This is a genomic window from Myxococcus sp. AB056 (assembly GCF_006547365.1).
Lineage (GTDB): Bacteria > Myxococcota > Myxococcia > Myxococcales > Myxococcaceae > Myxococcus > Myxococcus virescens.
This window is the reverse complement of the sequence record NZ_VHLB01000071.1, coordinates 1-19,481: the sequence shown is the minus strand read 5'-3', so window position 1 is coordinate 19,481 and position 19,481 is coordinate 1. Positions and strand designations below refer to the sequence as shown.

Sequence of the window (19,481 nt, the reverse complement as noted above, 5' to 3'; positions counted from 1 at the left end):
TGCGCCCACTCAGCGGGGCGGCGCCGTCTGGGCGAGCACCTGGGCGGCGATGCGGCCAATGCGCTCGTCGAAGTCCTCCGCCTCGTGGAAGGTGAGACGCACGTCACCCACGTGAAGCTGCACGCCGGGCTGGAGCACGGTGGGCTGCTCCGGCTCCAGGGCCGTGCCGCCCAGCGTCACCGTCCGGGAAGCGGCCACGCGCGTCACCGTCCAGCGTCCTTCCAGGGTGGGGGACAGGTGGAACTGCTCGCGCGACACGGTGGCGTCATTGACGACCAGCGCGTTGTTCGAGGCCCGGCCCAGCCGCAGCGGGCTGCCGTCCGTCTGGCCCACCAGTTCGAAGCACAGGGCGTCTCCAGCGGGCAGGCAGTCCCGCAGGTCCGTCAGCGGCAGCCGCGTGGCGGCCACGTTGCCCTCCACCACTTCGGGGACATTCCAAGCGCCCGCCTCCCACACCAGCCACGGGTGTGGGTACTTGGCGCGAAACTTCTCTTTGAGAGCCATGTGCTGCCTCACGAGCAGCGAGAGCAGCAGTGCGCGAGCCATGCGGGTTGAATAACCTTCCTCCCCCGTCGCGGCCCGAGAAGGTGCGCGTGGGGGGCCAGGGGATGTCAACGAATGGCCAGATGCGGGTGGGATGCCCCACTCGCGCCCGGGCCGACCCCTGTAGTACACCCGCGACCGCCTCCTGTCCCCCGGACAAGGCATCCCCGCCTCCTGGAAGATTCGATGCGTCGCCTGCTCGCCGCCGTGTTCTGCGCCGCCGTCGTGCTGGCGGCTTGTGAAGACGATTCCCCACCGCCTCCCACGCCGCAGCCTCCCTCCACGGAGACGTACCCGGATGCCGGCACGCGCCCGGACGCGGGCACCCAGGAGCCCTGGGCCTGCCAGCGGAGCACGACGGTGCACAACGCGCCCATGAGGCTGCTCACCCGGCTGCAACTGGAGATGAGCCGCGCCACGTCCTCCGCGCAGCGCACGGAGGCCATCGACCGCTTCGTGGCGGAGGTGGAGGAGCAGGGCGGCCGGCCCCTGGTGAGTGACGTCAAGGCGGGTCGTCCTCGCGTGGCCTTCTTCGTGCGAGGCGAGGCCGGCCGGGACACCTTCGTCGCCGGCGACTTCAACGGCTGGTCCGCCACGGCCACGCCGCTGGTGCAGGTGCGGGACACCGACCTGTACGTGGCGGAGGTGGAGGTGCCGCGCACCGGCCCGCAGCCCTACAAGCTGGTGAAGGACGGCGACTTCATCGCGGACCCGGGCGCGCGCCACGTCGCGTGGGACGACTTCAACCGGCACGACGTGGGGCAGTTCAACTCGCTCATCTACCCGGAGCTCCAGGACGCCGCGAAGGGCCGGCTCACCGCGTGGTACGGCGTGCCCGCCACGGTGTTGGGGGATGCGCGCGACGTCTTCGTCTACACGCCGGCGGCGTATGACGGGCCGGAGTGCCCGTCCCTGCCGGTGATGTACCTCCACGACGGCAACGAGAGCCTGACGCGCGAGTCCTTCGCGGAAGCGGCGGACACGCACTACGCGGCGCGGCCGGCGGACTCGGCGGTGCTCGTCTTCGTGGCGCTGCCGGACCAGTCCGTGCGTCTGGCGCAGTACACCTTCCCGCCCGCGCGCGCGCCGGGCTGGCCCACGCCGCGCGGGGATGACTACCTGGCCTTCATCCGCGACGACCTGATGCCGCGCGTGGAGGCGTCCTACCGCGTGAAGACGGGCCCGCAGGAGACGGGCATCGCCGGCGCGTCGCTGGGCGGCCTCATCTCCGTGTACGCGGGTTTCCAGATGCCGGAGACGTTCGGCTTCGTGGGCTCCCAGTCCGGCACGCTGTTCTGGCCTCATGACGGCGTGGTGGACCGCGACGACGGCAACGCGATGATTGTCCGCGCGAGCCAGGAGCCGGTGGTGCCGGTGCGCTTCTACGTGGACCACGGCTCGCCGGTGGCGGGCTGCACGCGGGACGGCGAGGAGGGTGGGGACGACTGCCAGTCCAACCTGCAGTTCGTGGAGGCGCTGCGCGGCCGCGGCTACGACGTGGCCCACTGGAACGAGCCCGGCGCCGAGCACGACTGGGCCTTCTGGAAGCGGCGCTTGCCGAAGCTGCTGTGCCACTTCCGCAACGCGGCCCCGGCGGTGTGCGGCCTGTAGTCCGGCCTCACAGCTTCGCGACGATGGCGCGGGCCAGCCGGTCCGCGGCCCCCGCGTCGAGCGACAGGAACAGGCGCGGCTCGGTGGCCTCCAGCTCTTGCAGCCGCGACTGGCCCGCGTTGTCGGTGGCCACGTCCACGCGGGCGTAGAGCAGGGGACGTCCCACCGCTTCCAGCACGGACTCCGCCAGCCGCAGCTCGGCTGCGTCCTCGGGCGTGAAGGCGGTGGGCTCGGAGAAGCCGCGCGGCGCGTCCAGCAGCGTGGGGGGCCGGCGCACCGCGTGGCTGAGGACGCCGTCGAAGAAGACGTAGCTGCGCTCGCCCTCCGTTTCGAAGGCGGTGAGGTAGGGCTGCACCATGACGTCGCCCTCGCGGGTCAGCTCGGCCAGCCGGGCGGTGGCGGCGTGGGCCTCCGCGCGCGGGAAGACGTGCGTCTTGAGCGCTCCCGCGGACACGGCGGGCTTGAGCACCACCGCGTCCCAGCCGTGCCTGAGCGCCAGCTCGCCCACATCGAGCGTGTCGCCCCTGCGCACCCAGGTGGTGGGCGTCACCAACACGCCCTTCTCCTCCAGTTCACGCAGGTAGTGCTTGTGCGTGTTCCAGCGCAGCACGGGCGCGGGATTGTGGAGCTGCGTGAGGCGGCCCACCTTGTCCGCCCAGGCGACGAAGGCGTCGCGGCGCAGGTGGCTGTCCCACGTGTTGCGCACCAGGGCCAGCCGCACCGTCTTCCAGTCCATGGCCGGGTCATCCCAGACGACGGGCCGGGCCTCCACGCCCAGGGCCGCGAGCGCGGGCAGCAGCGATGCGTCAAAGGCATCGAGTTGAGGCAAGCCTTCGAAGGTGAGGACGGCGACGTCCATGACGTGGGCTCCCGGTGTTGAAACGTGCGGCGGCTTGTAGCGCGTGGGGCACCCGCGCGCAGGGCCCTCGCGGTGCGTCAAGAGCAGGGTGCGGGCCAGTCCGACAGGTAGGCGTTGAACACCCCGTACTTGAGGTGAGGTGAGCGGCGTACTCCACGGCACATTCGCGTGCGCGGACGCTTGGGAACTGGACCTGTGCGGTCAGGTGTCGCTGAAATGTTTCAAGGGGTACGCTCTTCGCGTGCCAAGGACCTGTCACCTTCCCTCCGGCCGGCTCCGCCGGGAGACCCACGAGATGCGAATGTCCCCACGTTTATTACTCGCCGCGCTAGGCGCGGTCCTCCTCTTCCACGCCGGATGCGGCGACGAGCCTGGCTGTGAGGGTGCGAGCTGCAACCCGCAAGCGGTCTGCGGCAACAACACCGTGGAGCAGGGCGAGCAGTGCGATGACGGCAACAAGGTGGACGGCGACGGCTGTGAGTCCGACTGTACGCGGACGCCCGCGCCGGCCGCGGTATGTGGCAACGGCCAGCTGGAAGGCGAAGAGGTCTGTGACGACGGCAACACGGCGGATGGTGATGGCTGTCAGGCGGACTGCTCGCTGACGCTGACCCAATGCCCCGCGGCCAACGCGCCCGCGCTTCCCGACGGCGCCACCTGCGCGGTGACGCAGCAGGGCTCCGCCGCGCGCCTCTTCACGGGCGTGGTGCTGAAGGACGGCGAGACGCTGGTGGGCGGCCAGGTGCTGGTGGATGCACAGGGCATCATCCAGTGCGCCGCCTGTGACTGCTCCGCCGCGGCGGGCGCCGCCGAGGCCACGCAGGTGTCCTGCCCCGGTGGTGTCATCTCCCCGGGCCTGGTGAATCCGCACGAGCACATCACGTATCCGATGGAGCCGTACGTCGGCACCGAGGAGCGCTACGAGCACCGCCACGAGTGGCGCACGGGCCGCAACGGCCACACGCGCATTAACAGCCCCGCGGCCAGCGCCGCGGACAACGTTCGCTGGGGCGAGCTGCGGCAGATGATGGCGGGCGCCACCTCCATGGCGGGCGCGGGTGGCCAGGCCGGTCTGCTGCGCAACGTGGACGTGAACAACACCGCGCTCCAGGAGGGTCTGGGCGAGGGTGTGGTGAACTCCGACACCTTCCCGCTGGGTGACACCAGCGGCAACATGATTGCGTCGGGCTGTGGTTACGGCTCGATGCCGACGACGAGCTCGCTGCCGCGTTCGGCCGCGTACCTGCCGCACGTCTCCGAGGGCATCTCCACCGCGGCGCTCAACGAGTTCCTCTGCCTGTCCACGGGCCCGAACAACGTGATGCAGCCGCGCACCGCCGTCATCCACGGCATCGGCCTGACGGCGAAGGAAATCCGCGTCATGGCGGAGAACGGCACCGGCCTCATCTGGTCGCCCCGCTCGAACATCTCGCTGTACGGCGACACGGCCATGGTGTCGGCCTACAAGAACCAGGGCGTCACCATCGCGCTGGGCACCGACTGGCTGCGCTCCGGTTCCATGAACCTGCTGCGCGAGCTCCAGTGCGCGGACTACCTCAACACCTCGCACTACGCGCGGACCTTCAGCGACCAGGACCTCTGGCGCATGGTGACGTCGAACGCGTCGGACCTGGTGGACACGTTCGAGAAGACGGGCCGCATCGCCGAGGGCAAGGTGGCCGACCTGGCCATCTTCCAGCTGCGGACCTTCACTCGCTCGCCGCACCGCGCGGTCATCACCTCGAACCCCGAGCACGTGGTGCTCACGATGCGGGGTGGCAAGGCGCTCTACGGTGACCAGGCGCTGATGGCCGGGCTCCGCGGCGCGGACACCTGCGACACGCTGGACGTGTGCGGCGCCTCGAAGGAAGTCTGCCTCCAGTCCGAGATTGGCAAGAACCTGGCGGCGCTGACGTCGGGCGCCACGGCGAAGTACCCGCTGTTCGCGTGCGGTACGCCGGAGAACGAGCCGACGTGCTCGCCCCGCCGTGCCTCGCTGGACTCGCGCTGGCCGGCCGTCGTGAACAACTCCACCAGCTACACCGGTGAGGTTCGCGCCGCGGACAAGGACGGGGACGGGCTGGTGGACTCCGTCGACAACTGCCCTGCCATCTTCAACCCCATCCGCCCCATGGACAATGGCAAGCAGGCGGACTCGGATGGCGACGGGATTGGCGACGCGTGCGACCCGTGCCCGCTGGAGGCGGGTGACGCCTGCACGTCGTTCACCGTGGGCGACGATGACCACGACGGCATCGTGACGTGGCAGGACAACTGCCCGTTCGTTGCCAACCCGGACCAGGCGGACGCGGACGGCGACGGCAAGGGTGATGCGTGTGACGCGTGCTCCAGCGTTCCGAACCCGGGCGACCTGGGCTGCCCCGCCACCATTCACGAGCTGAAGACGCCCGTGGGCGGCAGCCTGCCGCTGGTGGGCAAGCCGGTGTCCATCCTGGACGTCGTCGTCACCGGTGTGGTGAAGGGCGGCGCGAGCTCCCAGGGCTACTGGGTGCAGACGTATCCGCTGCCTTCGGGCACGAGCGTGGATAACTCCGGTCTCTACGTGTACTCGCCCAAGGGCGACCTCGCCGCGGGTGATCGCATCGACATCACCACGGGCGTGCTGACCGTCTACTTCGGCCTGCCCGAGCTGACCGAGGTCAAGTACGTCAAGCGCAGCTCCGGCAACGAGGTTCCCGCGCCGGTGGTGGTCACGACGGCGGACATCCGCACCGGTGGCCCGCGTGCCGCCGCGCTGGAAGGCGTGCTCGTGGAGGTCCGCGACGTGGCGGTCAACACGGGGGTGGACGAGTTCGGCCAGTTCCTGGTGAACGAGGCGGGTGACGCCGGTCAGCCGGGTCTGATGGTTGACGACCAGGCCTATGCCTTCCCGGTCCCGTCCATTGGCACGCGCTTCGGCGCGCTGCGCGGCGTGCTGACGTACAACTTCAATGACTCCAAGCTGGTGCCGCGCTTCCAGGCGGACATGCCGCTGCCGCCGCCGTCGCTGACAGGCTTCGGTCCGAACGGTTACGCGCGCGTGGGTGGCACGGGCCCGGTGAACACCTTCCCGCAGGCGCTGACGCTGACGCTGTCGTCCGCCTACGCGGAGGCGCTCGACGTCGTCATCATCTCCTCCAACGAGAGCGCGCTGAGCGTGCAGGACGGCCGCATCACCATCCCCGCGGGTCAGACGTCCGCGACGGTGCAGGTGAACGCGGTGGCGCCCGCGCAGAGCGTGACGCTGACGGCCACGCTGGGCGGCTCCACGCAGACGACCACCATCCGGGTGCTGGGTGCCGACGAGCAGCCCGAGGTGGTAGGCGTCACCCCGGGTGACGTGACGATGGTGCCCGGCGGCGAGGTGGTCTTCACCGTGCAGCTGGACCGTCCGGCGCCCGCCAACGCCACCGTGGCGCTGAGCGTGAATCCGGCGACGGGCTTCGGCACCTTCGTTCCGGCGAACGGCACGCTCACCGTGACGGAGAACGCCACGGAGGCCGTGTTCTCCTTCATCACGGACGCGGCGGCCACGGCCACCGAGCCCGGCACGGTGACGGCGAGCATCGGCGCGACCAGCGCGAGCGCCACCGTGACGCTGGACCAGAATGCGCCGCGGCTGACGGCCCTGTCGCCGTCCTCGGCGGTGACGATTCCGGCGGGCGGGACGCAGACGTTCACCCTGACGGTGGACCGTCCGGCCGCGCAGGACACGGTTGTTGAGCTGGCGGTGGTGCCGGGGGCGGGCGTGCAGAACTACGGCACGGTGCCGGCCTCGGCCACGATTCCGGCGGGCGCCACGGAGGTGACCTTCACCTTCACGGCGGACGCGCAGGGCGAGGGCACGGGCACGGTGTACGCCTCGCTGTACGGCATCACCCAGACCACCGAGCTCACGGTGCTTCCGCCTCCGCCCGCGCTCAGCGCGGTGACGCCGTCGGTGGCCACCGTCTACTTCGGCACGCAGCAGGTCTTCACGGTGGCGCTGGACCGTCGGGCTCCTGCGGGTGGCATCACGGTGGACGTGGCGCTGGAGCCGGCCACGGGCATGGGTGAGCTGTCGAGCTCGACGGTGAGCATCGCGGAAGGCCAGACGACGGGCACCGTGACGTTCACCGCGGGCGACGAGGACGCCCAGGGGCGGCTGATTGCGTCCTACGCGGGCGTCACCCGCGGGGTGGACATCACCATCGCGGACCGGCCCGCCGTCGGCCATATCGTCATCAGTGAAATCTCCGCGCGCGGCGCGACGGCTCAGAACGATGAGTTCATCGAGCTGTACAACCCGACGGGCGCGGACATCACGCTGAACGGCTGGAAGGTCCAGTACAAGAGCGCGGCGAGCACGTCGAACTACTCCGGTTCGGTGGATATCCCGGACGGCACGGTCATCAAGGCCTACGGCTACCTGCTCCTCGCGCACAACTCGGGCTACACCGGGACGGTCGCGAAGGACGTGGGATACCCCTTCGACATGTCGGCCTCGGCGTCGGGTGGCGGCCATGTCCGCATCGGCCCGAACCTCAAGGCGGACAACCTGGATGACCCAAACACGGTGGATAAGGTGGGCTACGGCACGGCGAACCAGCCCGAAGGCAGCGCGGCCCCCGCCCACCCGGGCGCGGGTGGCAGCCTCGAGCGCAAGGCGCGTCCGAACTCCACTGCGGAGACCATGGCGGAGGGCGGCGCCGATGCCCTGGCTGGCAACGGCCATGACATGGACGACAACGGGAGCGACTTCATCGTCCGCACCGCGCGTCAGCCGCAGAACTCGCAGAGCCCGGCGGAGCAGCCGTAGCCGCCAGGCATCAAGGGGACAGGGCTGAAGTGCCGGCCCTGTCTCCGTAAGGTTTCAAGCGGGCGGAACCCTGACATGGGGTTCCGCCCGTTTCATTTTGAGCTGGGCATGTATCCGGGCGCTGGCTGGCGTTGCCGCGTCAGAGATGTCAGGACTGGCTGGCATTGACGCAGTCGACGCCTGTGGCCTGCACGAGTCCCGCTTGGTGTATCAGCATGACGGCGCGGTACAGCGGGTCGTAATCCACGGAGGCGCGGAAGAGGTTCTGGTGCACGAGCATGCCCAGGAGCCCGCCCAGGAGGCTGTGCGCGGCGGCGAGTGCGTCCACGTCCTGCCGGAACTCCCCCAACTGCTGCCCGTGACGGATGAGGCGCTCCAGCGTCGTCGCGTAGAGGGCCAGCTTGTCTCGGATGGCCTCCGCTACCTGGTCATTGGAGTCGGCGGCCTCGGCCGCGAGCATCGCGAAGAAGATTCCGTATTCGCGGTGCTCGCGAAGGAGGAGGTGTGTCCGCTCGCAGATGGCTTGGAATTGCTCCCGCGCCGGAAGCTCGCGGTCGTCTCCAGGCAACTGAAAGGCTCTCAGACAGCGCTGGTGCAACTCTTCAATCGCAGCCAGCAGCAGGTCTTCCTTGGTGGGGAAGTGCCAGTACAGCGCTCCGGGCGTCATCCGGATGGCGCGGGATAAGTCCGCCATCGTCGTGGCGAGGAAGCCTCGCTTCGCGAAGAGGTGGATGGCCGCTTCCAGAATGTCCATGCGCGTGCGCGCGGCACGCTCTTGTTTCAGCTCACGTTGGGCGGGTTCCCTGGCCATACCCGCCGAATCTATGCATCACGCCAGGAGTGTCACCCGGACGATCTCCGGCGGCGCTCCGACGCGGAGCGGCGGACCCCAGAAGCCTGTTCCCCGGCTGACATACAGGTGCCGGTCTCCTTCGTGAAACAAGCCCGCGTCATGCTCCCAGATGGCGGAGACCGCCAGCGTAAAGGGGAAGAACTGTCCCCCATGCGTGTGTCCGGAGAGCTGCAAGCCCATTCCCTCCCGCGCCGCCACCTTCCAGTTCGACGGCTGATGCGCGAGCAGCACCGAGGCCCGCTCGACATCCCGGCCCGCCGTCGCCGCCGCCAGGTCATAGCCTTGCGAAAACCCCATCTTGCCCGCCGACCAGTCGTCCACACCCACCAGGTCGAATGACGCGGCCGTGTCGCCAATGCGCACGTGACGGTTGCGCAGAACATGCACATTCATACGCTCCAGCGCTTCAGCCCAGGCCGCGTCGCTCCAGTAGTACTCGTGGTTTCCCGTGACGAAGTAGGTGCCGTGGCGTGACTTCAGCTCGGACAGCGCCGAGACCGCTGGGGCCAGCGATGCGACGTGTCCGTCCACCAGGTCGCCCGTGATGCACACCAGGTCGGGGCGCAATGCGTTGCAGCGGCGCACCAGCTCGTCCATGAAGCGGCGCCGGATGACCGGGCCCACGTGGATGTCACTCAAGTGGACAATGCTGAAGCCATCCAGCGCCTTGGGCAGCCCCGGCAGCTTCACCGCCACCTCGTTCACCACGGGCGGATGGAAGGCGCTCCACATCCCGAAGCCCGTCACGCCACCCGCGGCCAGCACTGCTCCGCCGGCTGTCGCCCGAGCAAGGAAGCGTCGGCGTTCCACATCCACCGGTGCTGGAGACTCGGACGTGGCGCCGCTGGGCCTTTCCGTCATCGCCACCGGAGCAGCTTCGGCGTGCGTCGCCGCCGCGCCGTGTCCACTGGTCGCCAGGGCTTCCGGAGTCACTGACACGGACTCCGTGCCCGTCGCCGCCAGCGTGCCGCCAGCGTGTGCCGAGCCACCCACCGCATGCGCATGGGACACCGAGGCCGACTCGCCACCGCGCAGCTCCACCACCGCCGTCTCGCCGCGCGAACCCCACCTCCGTGCCGCCACCTTGCGCGCCGCGCCCAACACTCCGAGCGCGAGCAACAGGTAGATGGCCATGCCCATCCACGTCCACACCGCCGTGGCCACGGCGAAGGTGGAGTCCATGGGAAGGAAGCGCGTCACGGACCACGACAGCACCAGCAGTGTGCCCAGCACCGTCATGACGCTCATTCCGACGCGCCGCCATGCGCGGTGCTCCGACGTGGCCGCGAAGAGGCGCCGGTACAGGTAGACGTGGACGGCGACCGTGGCGATGCCGGTGACGAGGGCGAAGAGGATGAAGCGCGCGGTGTCCATGCAGTGCGCCATCCTGACCCGTGCGCGACGCGCTGCAATGCAATCCGCGTGAAGAAGTGTGAACACCTCGTACACGGACATCGCATCAATCCGCGTGGGGTGTTCGCAGCTGGGGCAATCGCGACCCGAACCCACGTCGCATGCGATTGCAGCATGCAGCCAAGAGAGCGCCTGAGCCGTTCTCGCGATACAAGTGACAGCGTGTTGGCCGTATACACCGGCCTGCCCGAAAGCCACTGAAGGGTTGCCGCGTGTGTAACGGCGAACCGCCTGGCTGACGCGCATGCACCACCTCCTCGAGGAGACCCCCATGCCCCCTGACCTGATGGCGGGAACGCGCCGCCTGTTGACGTGCCTGTTGAGCGCCTTGCTGATGGTTGGCTGCGAGCCCTCGGGGGAGCTCGCCATGCCGCAGACGCCACACGCCACGCGCACCCAGCGCGTGGTCGTCTCGGCCCCGCCGATGCGCATCGCCGCGGGCGCCCAGCACTCGCTGTATCTGTCACCCGGAGGTGACGTGTGGGCCTGGGGCGGCAATGGCTCCGGCCAGCTTGGCGGGGCGGAGACGTCCCTCCAGGGACTGGCGCCAGTGCGGCTGGCGGCGCTGGGGGACATCGTGTCGGTGGTGTCCGGAGACGCCCACTCGCTCGCGCTGGGCGCGGATGGCTCGGTGTGGACGTGGGGCGGCAACAGCTCCGGGCAGCTCGGTGACGGCACCACCACTGATCGCGCGACGCCGATGCGGGTGGCCGGCCTGGACAGCGTGGTGGCGGTGGCCGCCGGAGACTTCCACTCGTTGGCGCTGCGCGAGGACGGCACGGTGTGGGCGTGGGGGACGAACTTCCACGGACAGCTCGGCCGGGGACACACGCAGCCGGGGCTCACGCCCGAGCGGGTTCCCGGGTTGCAGGGCGTGGTCGCGCTCGCCGCGGGCTTCGACTTCACCCTGGCCGTGCTCGAGGACGGCACGGTGCGCGCGTGGGGCTCCAACGGCTCCGGCCAGCTGGGCGACGGTACCTTCACCCAGCGCCTGTCTCCCGTGAAGGTCTCCGAGCTCAGCGGCATCACCGAGGTGACGGCGGGCACCTACCACGCGCTGGCGCTGGCCAAGGACGGCGGCGTGTGGACGTGGGGCAGCAATGCCTCCGGACAGCTCGGGGATGGCACGTGGAATGACCGCGCCGTTCCCATGCAGGTGCCGGGGCTCGAGCGGGTGAAGGCCGTGGCTTCCATGGACTCGGATTCGCTGGCGCTGCTCGACACGGGCGACGTGTTCGCGTGGGGTGCCAATGGCTCCGGCCAACTGGGCGATGGAGACACCACCGACCGCGCCACGCCGGGACCGGTGCCGGGGCTGAATGCGGTGGCCTCGGTGGTGGGCGGCGCGCAGCACGCGCTGGCCTTGCGAAAAGACGGCACGCTCTGGGCCTGGGGCGGAGGCATGTCGGGCCAACTGGGCCACGGAGGCTCCGAGCGCCACGTGGTGCCCGCGCCGGTGATGCGCCTGGCGGGCGTGACGTCGATGGCGACGGGCAGCTTCCACTCCCTGGCCGCGCTGGGGGATGGCTCCGTCTGGGCCTGGGGCCGCAACACCTATGGGCAATTGGGTGATGGCAGCACCGCCGAGCGCCACGCCGCGGTGCGCGTGGAGGGGCTCGGCGGCGTTCGCAGCGTCGCCTCGGCCGCCCACCATTCGCTCGCCGTGGGCATGGATGGGACGGTCTGGGCATGGGGGCGCAACGCCGCCGGACAGTTGGGGGATGGCACCACGCGCGACCGCGCCCGGCCCGTCGCGGTGTCGGGCCTGACGTCGGTGACGGCGGTGGCCGCGGGCGGCAGTCACGTCCTGGCGCTGCGCAGCGACGGCAGCGTGTGGGCCTGGGGCTACAACGCGCTGGGCCAGTTGGGGGACGGCACGACGGTGGACCGGTTGACGCCGGTGCGCGTGTCGGGGCTCGGTGCGGTGGTGGCGGTGGCCGCCGGTTCCTACTTCTCCATGGCCCTGCAGTCCGACGGCACGGTGTGGACGTGGGGCGAGGGCTTCGAGGGACAGCTGGGGGACGGTGGTGGCGTGCAGCGACTGAGTCCCGTGCGCGTGGAGGGACTGGCGAATGTCACCCGCGTGGCGGCGGGCTCCGCGCATGCGCTGGCCGTGCGCGGCGACGGAACGGTGTGGGCGTGGGGTGACAACGGGGAAGGGCAGCTCGGGGACGGCTCCTGGGCGGACCGCTTCCGTCCGGTGCAGGTGCCGGGGCTGCAGGGCATCACCGCCGTCAGCGGTGGCCGCTCCCACTCCATGGCGTTGCAAGGCGATGGCACGGTGCGCGCGTGGGGCTACAACGGTTACGGCCAGCTCGGAGACGGAACGCTCACCTCGCGCGTGCGGCCCGCCCTCATCCCCGGCCTGACTGGCATCCAGGCGCTCCACCCCAGCCACCTGCACGTGCTCGCGCTGCACGCGGATGGGACGTTGCGCGGGTGGGGCTACAACCGCTTCGGCCAACTGGGCCTGGGCGCCGCGGGTTGGAGCGCCGTGCCAGTGCAGGTGCGTGGCATTGGCCGCGTGGACCGGTTGTCCGTCGGCCGCGCGCACACGCTGATGGTGCGCGCCGATGGCACGGTGATGGCCTGGGGCGAGAATGGTTCGGGCCAACTGGGCGACGGCACCTCCACCCTCCGCACGGGGCCGGTGTCCGTGCTCGGCGTGCCCTGTGTCCGCTCTGTCGCCAGTGGCGTACAGCACTCGCTGGCGCTGGCGTGTGACGGCACCGTCTGGGCCTGGGGCGCGAACGGGCGGGGGCAACTGGGCGATGGCACCACCACCCCGCGCGTGACGCCGGGGCTGGTGGAGGGGCTTCGGGGCGTGGTGGCGCTGGCGGCGGGTGGAGACGCGTCGGTGGCGCTGCGCGCGGATGGCTCCGTGTGGAGCTGGGGCGGCAACGCCAGCGGCCAGCTGGGTGACGGCACTCTCACGGACCGCCCCCTGCCGACACACCTCAAGTACCTCTCCAACGTGGTGGCCGTGGCCCTGGGCGAAACGCACGCCCTGGCGGTGGGCGAGGACGGCGCGCTGTGGGCCTGGGGCGCGAATGGCTCGGGCCAACTGGGAGATGGTGGCACCGTGCCGAGCCTGACGCCGGTGCGCGTGAAGGGGCTGGAGCGCGTGGCGTCCGTGGCGGCCGGACGAGCCTTCTCGGTGGCGGTGCGCGACGACGGCACCGCGTGGGCCTGGGGCACGAACCCGTCCGGCCAACTGGGCGATGGCACCAACCTCGCGCGGAGCGTGCCAAACCAGGTGACCACCTTGAAGGGCATCCGCGCCATGTCCGCGGGGGCGCACCACGTGGTGGCGCTGAGCACCGACGGCACGGTGTGGACGTGGGGCGACAACACGCTGGGGCAGTTGGGGGATGGCTCGTCCTCGCCGACGGGGATGTGGCCCCGGCAGGTGCCGGAGCTGCGAGGCGTGGAGGCGGTGGCCGCGGGAGAGCAGTTCACCGTGGCCGTGCTGCTGGACGGTACCGCCCGCGCCTGGGGAAGCAACGAGTACGGCCAGCTCGGTGATGGGAAGACGGGCCCGCAGCTGACGCCGATGGCGGTGAAAATCGAAGGGCCGAAAATCCGCCCGCCCGTGCGCACCGTGCGCGCCTGGGGCCAGCACGCGGTGGTGCTGATGTCGGACGGCACCGTGCAGACGTGGGGCGACAACACGTTCGGCCAGCTGGGAGACGGCACCACCACGCGCCGCGCGGTGCCCTTGACGGTGTATGGATTGGCGAGCGTGGTGGCCGTGTCCTCGGGCGCCTGGCACTCGCTGGCGCTGCGCAGTGACGGCACCGTCTGGGCGTGGGGCGCCAATGGCTTCGGTCAGCTCGGGGATGGCACGTCCACTCCGCGCACCAGGCCGGTGCAGGTGGCAGGGCTGGGGGACGTGGTGGCCATTGGCTCGGGGGGCTACCACGCGCTGGCGGTGCGCTCGGATGGCTCGGTGTGGACGTGGGGCTACAACGCGTTCGGTCAGCTGGGTGACGGCACCGCGGAGTCGCGCTCCCTGCCCACCCGGGTGGAGGGGCTGGAGGGCGTGGTGGCCGTGGCGGGCGGAGACCACTACTCGCTGGCGCTGCACTCGGACGGCACCCTGTCCGCGTGGGGCAACAACGCGTCGGGCCAGTTGGGAGACGGCACCGGCACCACTCGCTATTCGCGCGTGGTGGTGAAGGGCGTGGACGGCGTGGTGGACGTGCGCGCGGGCGCGACGCACACGGTGGCGCTGCGGGGCGACGGCACCGTGTGGACGTGGGGCGACAACGCGTTCGGTCAGCTGGGGGACGGCGCCAGCGGCACGCGGATGCGCCTGGTTCCCCGGCCGGTGCCGAGCCTGTCCTCGGTGTCCGCCGTGGGCGCGGGGGCTCGCCACACGTTCGCCGCGGCGCTCAAGGGCACGGTGTGGACGTGGGGACGCAACTCGCACGGCCAGCTGGGGCTGGGGGACAACACGAACCGGACGGAGCCCCAGCGCGTGCGGGAGCTGTCGGACGTCACCGTGGTGTCGGGCGGGGCGGATTTCTCCCTGGCCATGAAGCGCGACGGCACGGTGCTGAGCTGGGGCTCCAGCCTCTACGGCTCGTTGGGCCTGGGCGCCACGGGGCACCGCTCGTCACCCGGGCAGGTGGCGCTGCCCTGAGCCGGGCATCAGGGCCTGTTCAGAGGGTGCGGCGGGCGGTCCGCAGCCGCACCCGGTACTTCTTGGGCGGGCGCGTCCTGAGCCGGGCCCGGTATGTGCCATGCGCGCGCCGGGCCGAGCGGGAGCGTCGGCTGATGGTTTTCCTGCGGCCCGCGCCGGGGGTGCGTCGACGAAGAGCTTTCATGGGTGCATCCGGCGCGTGCGCTAAGGCTTCTCCGTGAGCGGGCGGGGCGTCGTCAGCTCGGAGCCGATCTGCCGCCACTCCTGCGCGTAGGCGCCGCGAGCGAAGGCGCGCAGGTCGTCGGACGTCACCGTGCCCCGCGCCAGGGCGGTCCCCAGCGCGCGCACGACGGCGTTGCGGTGCGGCTGCTCGACGTAGGGATTGCCCTCGCGGAACACCTCGCCGAAGAGCGACTCCAGGCGGCCGTCCTGCTTCAGGCGCTCGACGATGCGGGCCTGCGAGGCGGGCTCGTTCGCGTGCGCGTGCAGCATGGCGGAGGCGAGCCCGCCCTGGGCATCCGCCTGGTCGGGAAACTCGGAGAGCAGCTCCAGCTCCGCGTCAGCACCCGCGATGGCGGTGGCGTCCGGAGGCGGCGCCGTCACGCCGCGCTGGGCGGGGCGCCGGTCGGGCTCGAAGTCGCTGCGGCCCTGGAACGTCTGCACCGTGCGGTGCGCCTGGACGCCCTTCGCCCCCTGGGTGGCGGTGCCGGAGGCCGGCCGCTGCTCCGGAGCGCTGGCGCGCTCATGCGCCGGGCCCTTGGGCGAGGACGGGCGGTTACCACCATCAATGCGAGACATGGGGGCTCCAGGGATGGGGCCCGGCGCGGACAGAGCTCCGGGAATTCCCATGTAGGTTATCGGGCGCGGTGTGTCTCCAGTTGCGTCCCACCTCTAACGTGCGTCCGCCGGAGTGTCCCCGCACGGCGGGCGCGCCCGCGTCATCGCCCGGAAAAACGCAATGACTCCCGGCGTTTGGCGGGCAGGGGAGGGAAGTGGCGCTCCAGGCCGTGTACCAGGTCCTCACGCCACGCAGGGTAGTTGTGCCCACCGCTGTACTCCCGGAGTTCCACCTGATGCCCGGCTTCTGAGAGTACGGGAGCGATGCGGCGGTTGCCCTCCAGCAGGCCTTCAAAGCGGCCGCAGTCCAGCCAGATGTCCAGCGGGCGGCGGGGTGGGGGCCGCGCCAGGTCGAAGACGACGAAGTCATGGCCCTCCACCGTGAAGGCCCCGGACTGCGACAGCACCCGGCCGAAGACGTCCGGCATGCGCAGGCCGGTGTAGAGCGCCATCAACCCGCCCAGCGAGGCCCCCAGCACCGCGTGGGCACCGGGGCTGCGCCGCTCGTCCACCAGCGACAGCTTCTGGCGCGCCAGCGGCAGCACCTTCCACTTCAACAGCCCCACCGTGTACTCGCTGCAGGCGTACTCCATGCTGCGTGTCTCACCGCCATGGCACACGAGCGCCAGGGCCACCGGGCGCATGCGGCCTTCGGCCACCAGGGTGTCCACCAGCTCCGGAAGGCGGACGCGGCGCAGGTAGTCCTCGCCGTCGTACACCACCACCAAGGGCACCGGCGCGTCCGAGGGCGGCGCGTACAGGTACACCCGGCGCTGGCCCGGCAGGTCCACGTCTCCTGTGTCCACCACGTGCCGGGTGACGCGGCCCCGAGGCGCGCCGCGTGGGTGCCGGGCGGGCAGGGACGAGCGGGCCTGGGGCATGTGGAACGAGTGGTTGATGCCGCCAAAGCCGTTGTCGGAAGGGTGGCGGTTGAGCGGGTCCTCCACGCGCTGGCCGCGCGGGTCCTCCAGCGCGTATTCGACGTAGGCATCCGCGGGCAGCGTCAGCGTGCGAGCCCACAGTCCGGGCGCCACGCGCTTGAAGGGCAGCGGCTTGCCGCGCCAGTCCTGGAAGTCACCTTGGAGGCAGATGGGGCCCCGGCCTCGCCACACGAAGGTGGCGGTGTCCGATTCGATGACGGGCGTTCCCTCGGCGCGAGCCCGCGCCTCCAGTGTCTTCGCGTCCATCCGCGCACCCTAGGCCAGCAGGTCGCGCAGCGCGCCCTCCAACTCCGGGTACCGGAACACGAAGCCCGCCTCCTGGGCGCGCTGGGGCAGCACGCGCTGGCCCTCCAGCACCACCTTCGCCATCTCCCCCAGCGCCGCCTTGAGCATGAACGCGGGCATCCGCACCACGGACGGCCGGCCCAGCACGTGGCCCAGCGTGTGCGCGAAGAAGGCGTTCGTCACCGGCGTGGGCGCGGTGGCGTTCACCATGCCCTCCACCTGGGGATGGGCCAGCAGGAAGAGGAGCAAGTCCCTGGCGTCGTCGCGGTGCACCCAGCTCACGAACTGCTCGCCGCTGCCCACCGGGCCGCCCGCGCCCACGCGGAAGGGGGGCAGCATCTTGTGGAGGGCGCCCCCCTCCGGGTGCAGCACCACGCCCATGCGCACCACCGCCGTGGGAATGCTGGACTCGCGCGCCTGCATCGCCTCCGCCTCCCAGTCCACGCACACGCGGGCCAGGAAGTCGTCACCCGGAGGGCTCTCCTCTGTCAGCGGCTCCGCGCCGCGCGTGCCGCCGTAGTAGCCAATGGCGGACACCGACACGAAGCGCCGCACCGTCCCCGCGCCCCGCATCGCCGCCACCACCGCGCGCGTGCCCAGCACCCGGCTGTCGTGGATGCGGTGCTTGCCTTCGTGCGTCCAGCGCTGGGCCACCGGCTCGCCCGCCAGGTGCACGACGGCCTCCGCGTCCGCCAGCGCCTCCGGGGGCAGGGGCGAGCCGGCGGTAAAGGGCGCTCCCGTCACACCGGCGGGCAGGCGGGCCAGGGCCTGTTCAACGTTCCGGGCCAGGACGTGGACCTGGTGTCCACGCTCCAACAAACCTTGGACAAGCCCTGGACCCAGGAAGCCGGTCGCGCCGGTGACGGCCACCTTCACGGGGAGGGCTCCGAGGGCGCCGGGCTGTTCAGGTCCACGCCCACCAGGCGGCTCAGGACGGCGAAGAAGGTCTTCAGCTCATCCGGCTTCATCCGGCCGGAGTGCCGGTAGACCAGGGCCCCTTCGGCGTCCAGCAGCACGATGTTGGACGTTTTCAGCGGCAGCTTCCACGGCGCCTTTCCCAGTGCTCCATCCATATCCACCAGGATAGGCACGCCCACCTTCTTCTCCTCGTCCCGGACGAAGGAGAGGGCAATCTGCCGGGCCGGAAAAAAGTCGAAATTCTGAAGGTTTGCGACCGCCAGCACCCAGGCCGCATCCAGGATTCCGCGCTCCTGCCCCCGGGCGAACAGCTCCTTCTTCAGGGTCGAGTTGAGCTTGGTCGAGTCCTTGTCCTCGTAGAAGAGGATGACCGGCTTTCCACGCCACTTGGAGAGCCGGACCTCCTTTCCCGCGGAGGTGCGTAACGTCGCGTCCACCTGCTCCGGGGCCGGCGCCGCGCCCAGGGCGCTTCCCGCTGCCAGGGAGATGGAGAGCGCACCTGCGATCCACGCCTTCATGAGGGGACCTCTGTGTACAAGGTTATCGCAAACCTTAGACATACCCTTGACAAGCTCTGGACGCAAACGCTACCTCTAGGAAGCAAAGGACGGGTTCTTCGGAGGAAAGAAGCATGGCACTCACGCTTCCCGATGCGCAGTCGCCGACGGGCCTGCTTCCTCTGGAGCAGGCCTGGCTGCAACTGGTCCAGGCGGAGGTGGAGACCTCGCTGGCGGAGTTGTTCGAACTTCCCGACGAGGCCGGCCTGGACGTTCGTTGGACACAGGCACTGACGCAGGCCCGGGCGTATACCTTGCGGCCCGCCAAGCGGCTCCGCCCCGCGCTGGTGATGGCCGGCCACTGCCTGGCGCGTGGGAGCGCGGTGGTGCCCTCCGGGTTGTGGCGCTTCGCCGCGGGGCTGGAGCTGCTGCACACCTTCCTCCTCATCCACGACGACGTGGCGGATCAGGCGGAGCTGCGGCGGGGCGCCGCGTCCCTGCACCGGATGCTGGCGCCTGGACGCGCGGGCGAGGACCTGGCCGTGGTGGTGGGAGACCACCTCTTCGCGCGGGCCCTGGAGGCCATGCTGGGCTCGGGGCTGACGTGCGTCGCGGGCGTGGTGCAGTACTACCTGGGCGTGTGCCGTCACACGGCGGCCGGGCAGTACCTGGACCTGGACCTGGGACGCGCGCCGCTGGCGGAGGTGACGCTCTTCCAGACGCTGCGCGTGGCGCATCTCAAGACGGCGCGCTACGGCTTCTGCGCCCCGCTGGTGTGCGGGGCCATGCTCGGCGGTGCCAGTAGCGGCTTGGTGGAGGGGTTGGAGCGCGTGGGCCGTCACGTCGGTCTTGCCTACCAGCTTCGGGACGATTTGCTGGGCCTTTTTGGTGATTCGAACGTTGCTGGCAAGGCCGCTGACGGCGACTTCCTCCAAGGCAAGCGAACCTTTCCAGTGCTGGCCGCCTTCGCGCGCGCCACCGAGGCCGAGCGCACGGAGCTGGAGGCGCTGTGGGCGCTGCCGGTGGAGCAGAAGGACGCCGCCGCGCTGGCGCGGGCCCGCGCGCTGGTGGAGTCCTGCGGAGGCCGGGCCGCGTGTGAGCGCATGGTGGTGCGCGCCTCCCGGGCCGCCCGCCGCTCGTTGCAGTCGCTGCCCAATCCCAACGGCGTGAGAGAGCTGCTCGACGCGCTCATCGCCCGGCTGGCCCACCGCACCGCCTGAGGACGCCATGAGTGCATCGACACAGGGCAGGCGCGTCGTGGTGGTGGGGGCGGGCGTGGGC

12 protein-coding genes are annotated in these 19,481 nt (G+C 70.7%); 4 read left to right on the top strand and 8 right to left on the bottom strand.

Going from position 1 to position 19,481, the window contains the following annotated elements; translation table 11 throughout:
- Nucleotides 1–9: 9 nt before the first annotated feature.
- Nucleotides 10–504, bottom strand: coding sequence for an FHA domain-containing protein (locus FMP39_RS26405; RefSeq protein WP_228558354.1), 495 nt, complete (start codon nucleotides 502–504; stop codon nucleotides 10–12).
- Between the two features lie 225 nt (nucleotides 505–729).
- Here FMP39_RS26405 and FMP39_RS26400 point away from each other — a divergent pair, with 225 nt between their 5' ends.
- Complete coding sequence (locus FMP39_RS26400) at nucleotides 730–2,154, top strand: esterase family protein (protein WP_141592933.1); 1,425 nt, start codon at nucleotides 730–732, stop codon at nucleotides 2,152–2,154.
- A 7-nt stretch (nucleotides 2,155–2,161) separates the two neighbouring features.
- Here FMP39_RS26400 and FMP39_RS26395 read toward each other — a convergent pair whose 3' ends face one another.
- Nucleotides 2,162–3,013, bottom strand: coding sequence for a RimK family alpha-L-glutamate ligase (locus FMP39_RS26395; RefSeq protein WP_186817960.1), 852 nt, complete (start codon nucleotides 3,011–3,013; stop codon nucleotides 2,162–2,164).
- A 295-nt stretch (nucleotides 3,014–3,308) separates the two neighbouring features.
- Here FMP39_RS26395 and FMP39_RS26390 point away from each other — a divergent pair, with 295 nt between their 5' ends.
- Nucleotides 3,309–7,811: a lamin tail domain-containing protein gene (locus tag FMP39_RS26390; protein ID WP_194858571.1), complete on the top strand. Its 4,503-nt coding sequence runs from the start codon at nucleotides 3,309–3,311 to the stop codon at nucleotides 7,809–7,811.
- 148 nt (nucleotides 7,812–7,959) lie between these two features.
- Here the strand turns inward: FMP39_RS26390 and FMP39_RS26385 are convergent, their stop codons facing one another.
- Together FMP39_RS26385 and FMP39_RS26380 are read right to left on the bottom strand one after the other, a co-directional pair.
- Nucleotides 7,960–8,622: a TetR/AcrR family transcriptional regulator gene (locus FMP39_RS26385; RefSeq protein WP_141592931.1), complete on the bottom strand. Its 663-nt coding sequence runs from the start codon at nucleotides 8,620–8,622 to the stop codon at nucleotides 7,960–7,962.
- 18 nt (nucleotides 8,623–8,640) lie between these two features.
- Entirely contained in the window at nucleotides 8,641–10,038 is a 1,398-nt protein-coding gene (locus FMP39_RS26380) for a metallophosphoesterase (protein ID WP_141592930.1), read from the bottom strand.
- A 310-nt stretch (nucleotides 10,039–10,348) separates the two neighbouring features.
- Between FMP39_RS26380 and FMP39_RS26375 the strand changes: the two genes are divergently transcribed.
- A complete protein-coding gene (locus FMP39_RS26375) occupies nucleotides 10,349–14,722 on the top strand; it encodes a chromosome condensation regulator RCC1 (protein WP_228558353.1) in 4,374 nt (1,457 codons plus the stop codon).
- 204 nt (nucleotides 14,723–14,926) lie between these two features.
- On the opposite strand, the gene FMP39_RS26370 is transcribed toward FMP39_RS26375, so the two are convergent.
- The 4 genes from FMP39_RS26370 to FMP39_RS26355 form a co-directional block, all read right to left on the bottom strand.
- On the bottom strand, nucleotides 14,927–15,520 hold the full coding sequence (locus FMP39_RS26370; RefSeq protein ID WP_228558352.1) for a hypothetical protein: 594 nt from the start codon (nucleotides 15,518–15,520) through the stop codon (nucleotides 14,927–14,929).
- Nucleotides 15,521–15,660: 140 nt separating this feature from the next.
- Nucleotides 15,661–16,746: an alpha/beta hydrolase-fold protein gene (locus tag FMP39_RS26365; protein ID WP_141592927.1), complete on the bottom strand. Its 1,086-nt coding sequence runs from the start codon at nucleotides 16,744–16,746 to the stop codon at nucleotides 15,661–15,663.
- 9 nt (nucleotides 16,747–16,755) lie between these two features.
- On the bottom strand, nucleotides 16,756–17,661 hold the full coding sequence (locus FMP39_RS26360) for a TIGR01777 family oxidoreductase (RefSeq protein WP_141592926.1): 906 nt from the start codon (nucleotides 17,659–17,661) through the stop codon (nucleotides 16,756–16,758).
- Entirely contained in the window at nucleotides 17,658–18,221 is a 564-nt protein-coding gene (locus tag FMP39_RS26355; RefSeq protein WP_194858570.1) for a peroxiredoxin, read from the bottom strand. Before FMP39_RS26355 ends, FMP39_RS26360 begins: the two co-directional genes overlap by 4 nt.
- Nucleotides 18,222–18,334: 113 nt before the next feature.
- Between FMP39_RS26355 and FMP39_RS26350 the strand changes: the two genes are divergently transcribed.
- Nucleotides 18,335–19,420: a polyprenyl synthetase family protein gene (locus tag FMP39_RS26350; RefSeq protein ID WP_141592924.1), complete on the top strand. Its 1,086-nt coding sequence runs from the start codon at nucleotides 18,335–18,337 to the stop codon at nucleotides 19,418–19,420.
- Nucleotides 19,421–19,481: the final 61 nt, after the last annotated feature.

Coding starts and splice junctions, on each gene's coding strand:
- FMP39_RS26380 (WP_141592930.1), bottom strand. CDS start 10,038: ATGGACACCGCGCGCTTCATCCTCTTCGCCCTCGTCACCGGCATCGCC.
- FMP39_RS26390 (WP_194858571.1), top strand. CDS start 3,309: ATGCGAATGTCCCCACGTTTATTACTCGCCGCGCTAGGCGCGGTCCTC.
- FMP39_RS26365 (WP_141592927.1), bottom strand. CDS start 16,746: ATGGACGCGAAGACACTGGAGGCGCGGGCTCGCGCCGAGGGAACGCCC.
- FMP39_RS26350 (WP_141592924.1), top strand. CDS start 18,335: ATGGCACTCACGCTTCCCGATGCGCAGTCGCCGACGGGCCTGCTTCCT.
- FMP39_RS26395 (WP_186817960.1), bottom strand. CDS start 3,013: ATGGACGTCGCCGTCCTCACCTTCGAAGGCTTGCCTCAACTCGATGCC.
- FMP39_RS26370 (WP_228558352.1), bottom strand. CDS start 15,520: ATGTCTCGCATTGATGGTGGTAACCGCCCGTCCTCGCCCAAGGGCCCG.
- FMP39_RS26385 (WP_141592931.1), bottom strand. CDS start 8,622: ATGGCCAGGGAACCCGCCCAACGTGAGCTGAAACAAGAGCGTGCCGCG.
- FMP39_RS26405 (WP_228558354.1), bottom strand. CDS start 504: ATGGCTCTCAAAGAGAAGTTTCGCGCCAAGTACCCACACCCGTGGCTG.
- FMP39_RS26355 (WP_194858570.1), bottom strand. CDS start 18,221: ATGAAGGCGTGGATCGCAGGTGCGCTCTCCATCTCCCTGGCAGCGGGA.
- FMP39_RS26375 (WP_228558353.1), top strand. CDS start 10,349: ATGCCCCCTGACCTGATGGCGGGAACGCGCCGCCTGTTGACGTGCCTG.
- FMP39_RS26400 (WP_141592933.1), top strand. CDS start 730: ATGCGTCGCCTGCTCGCCGCCGTGTTCTGCGCCGCCGTCGTGCTGGCG.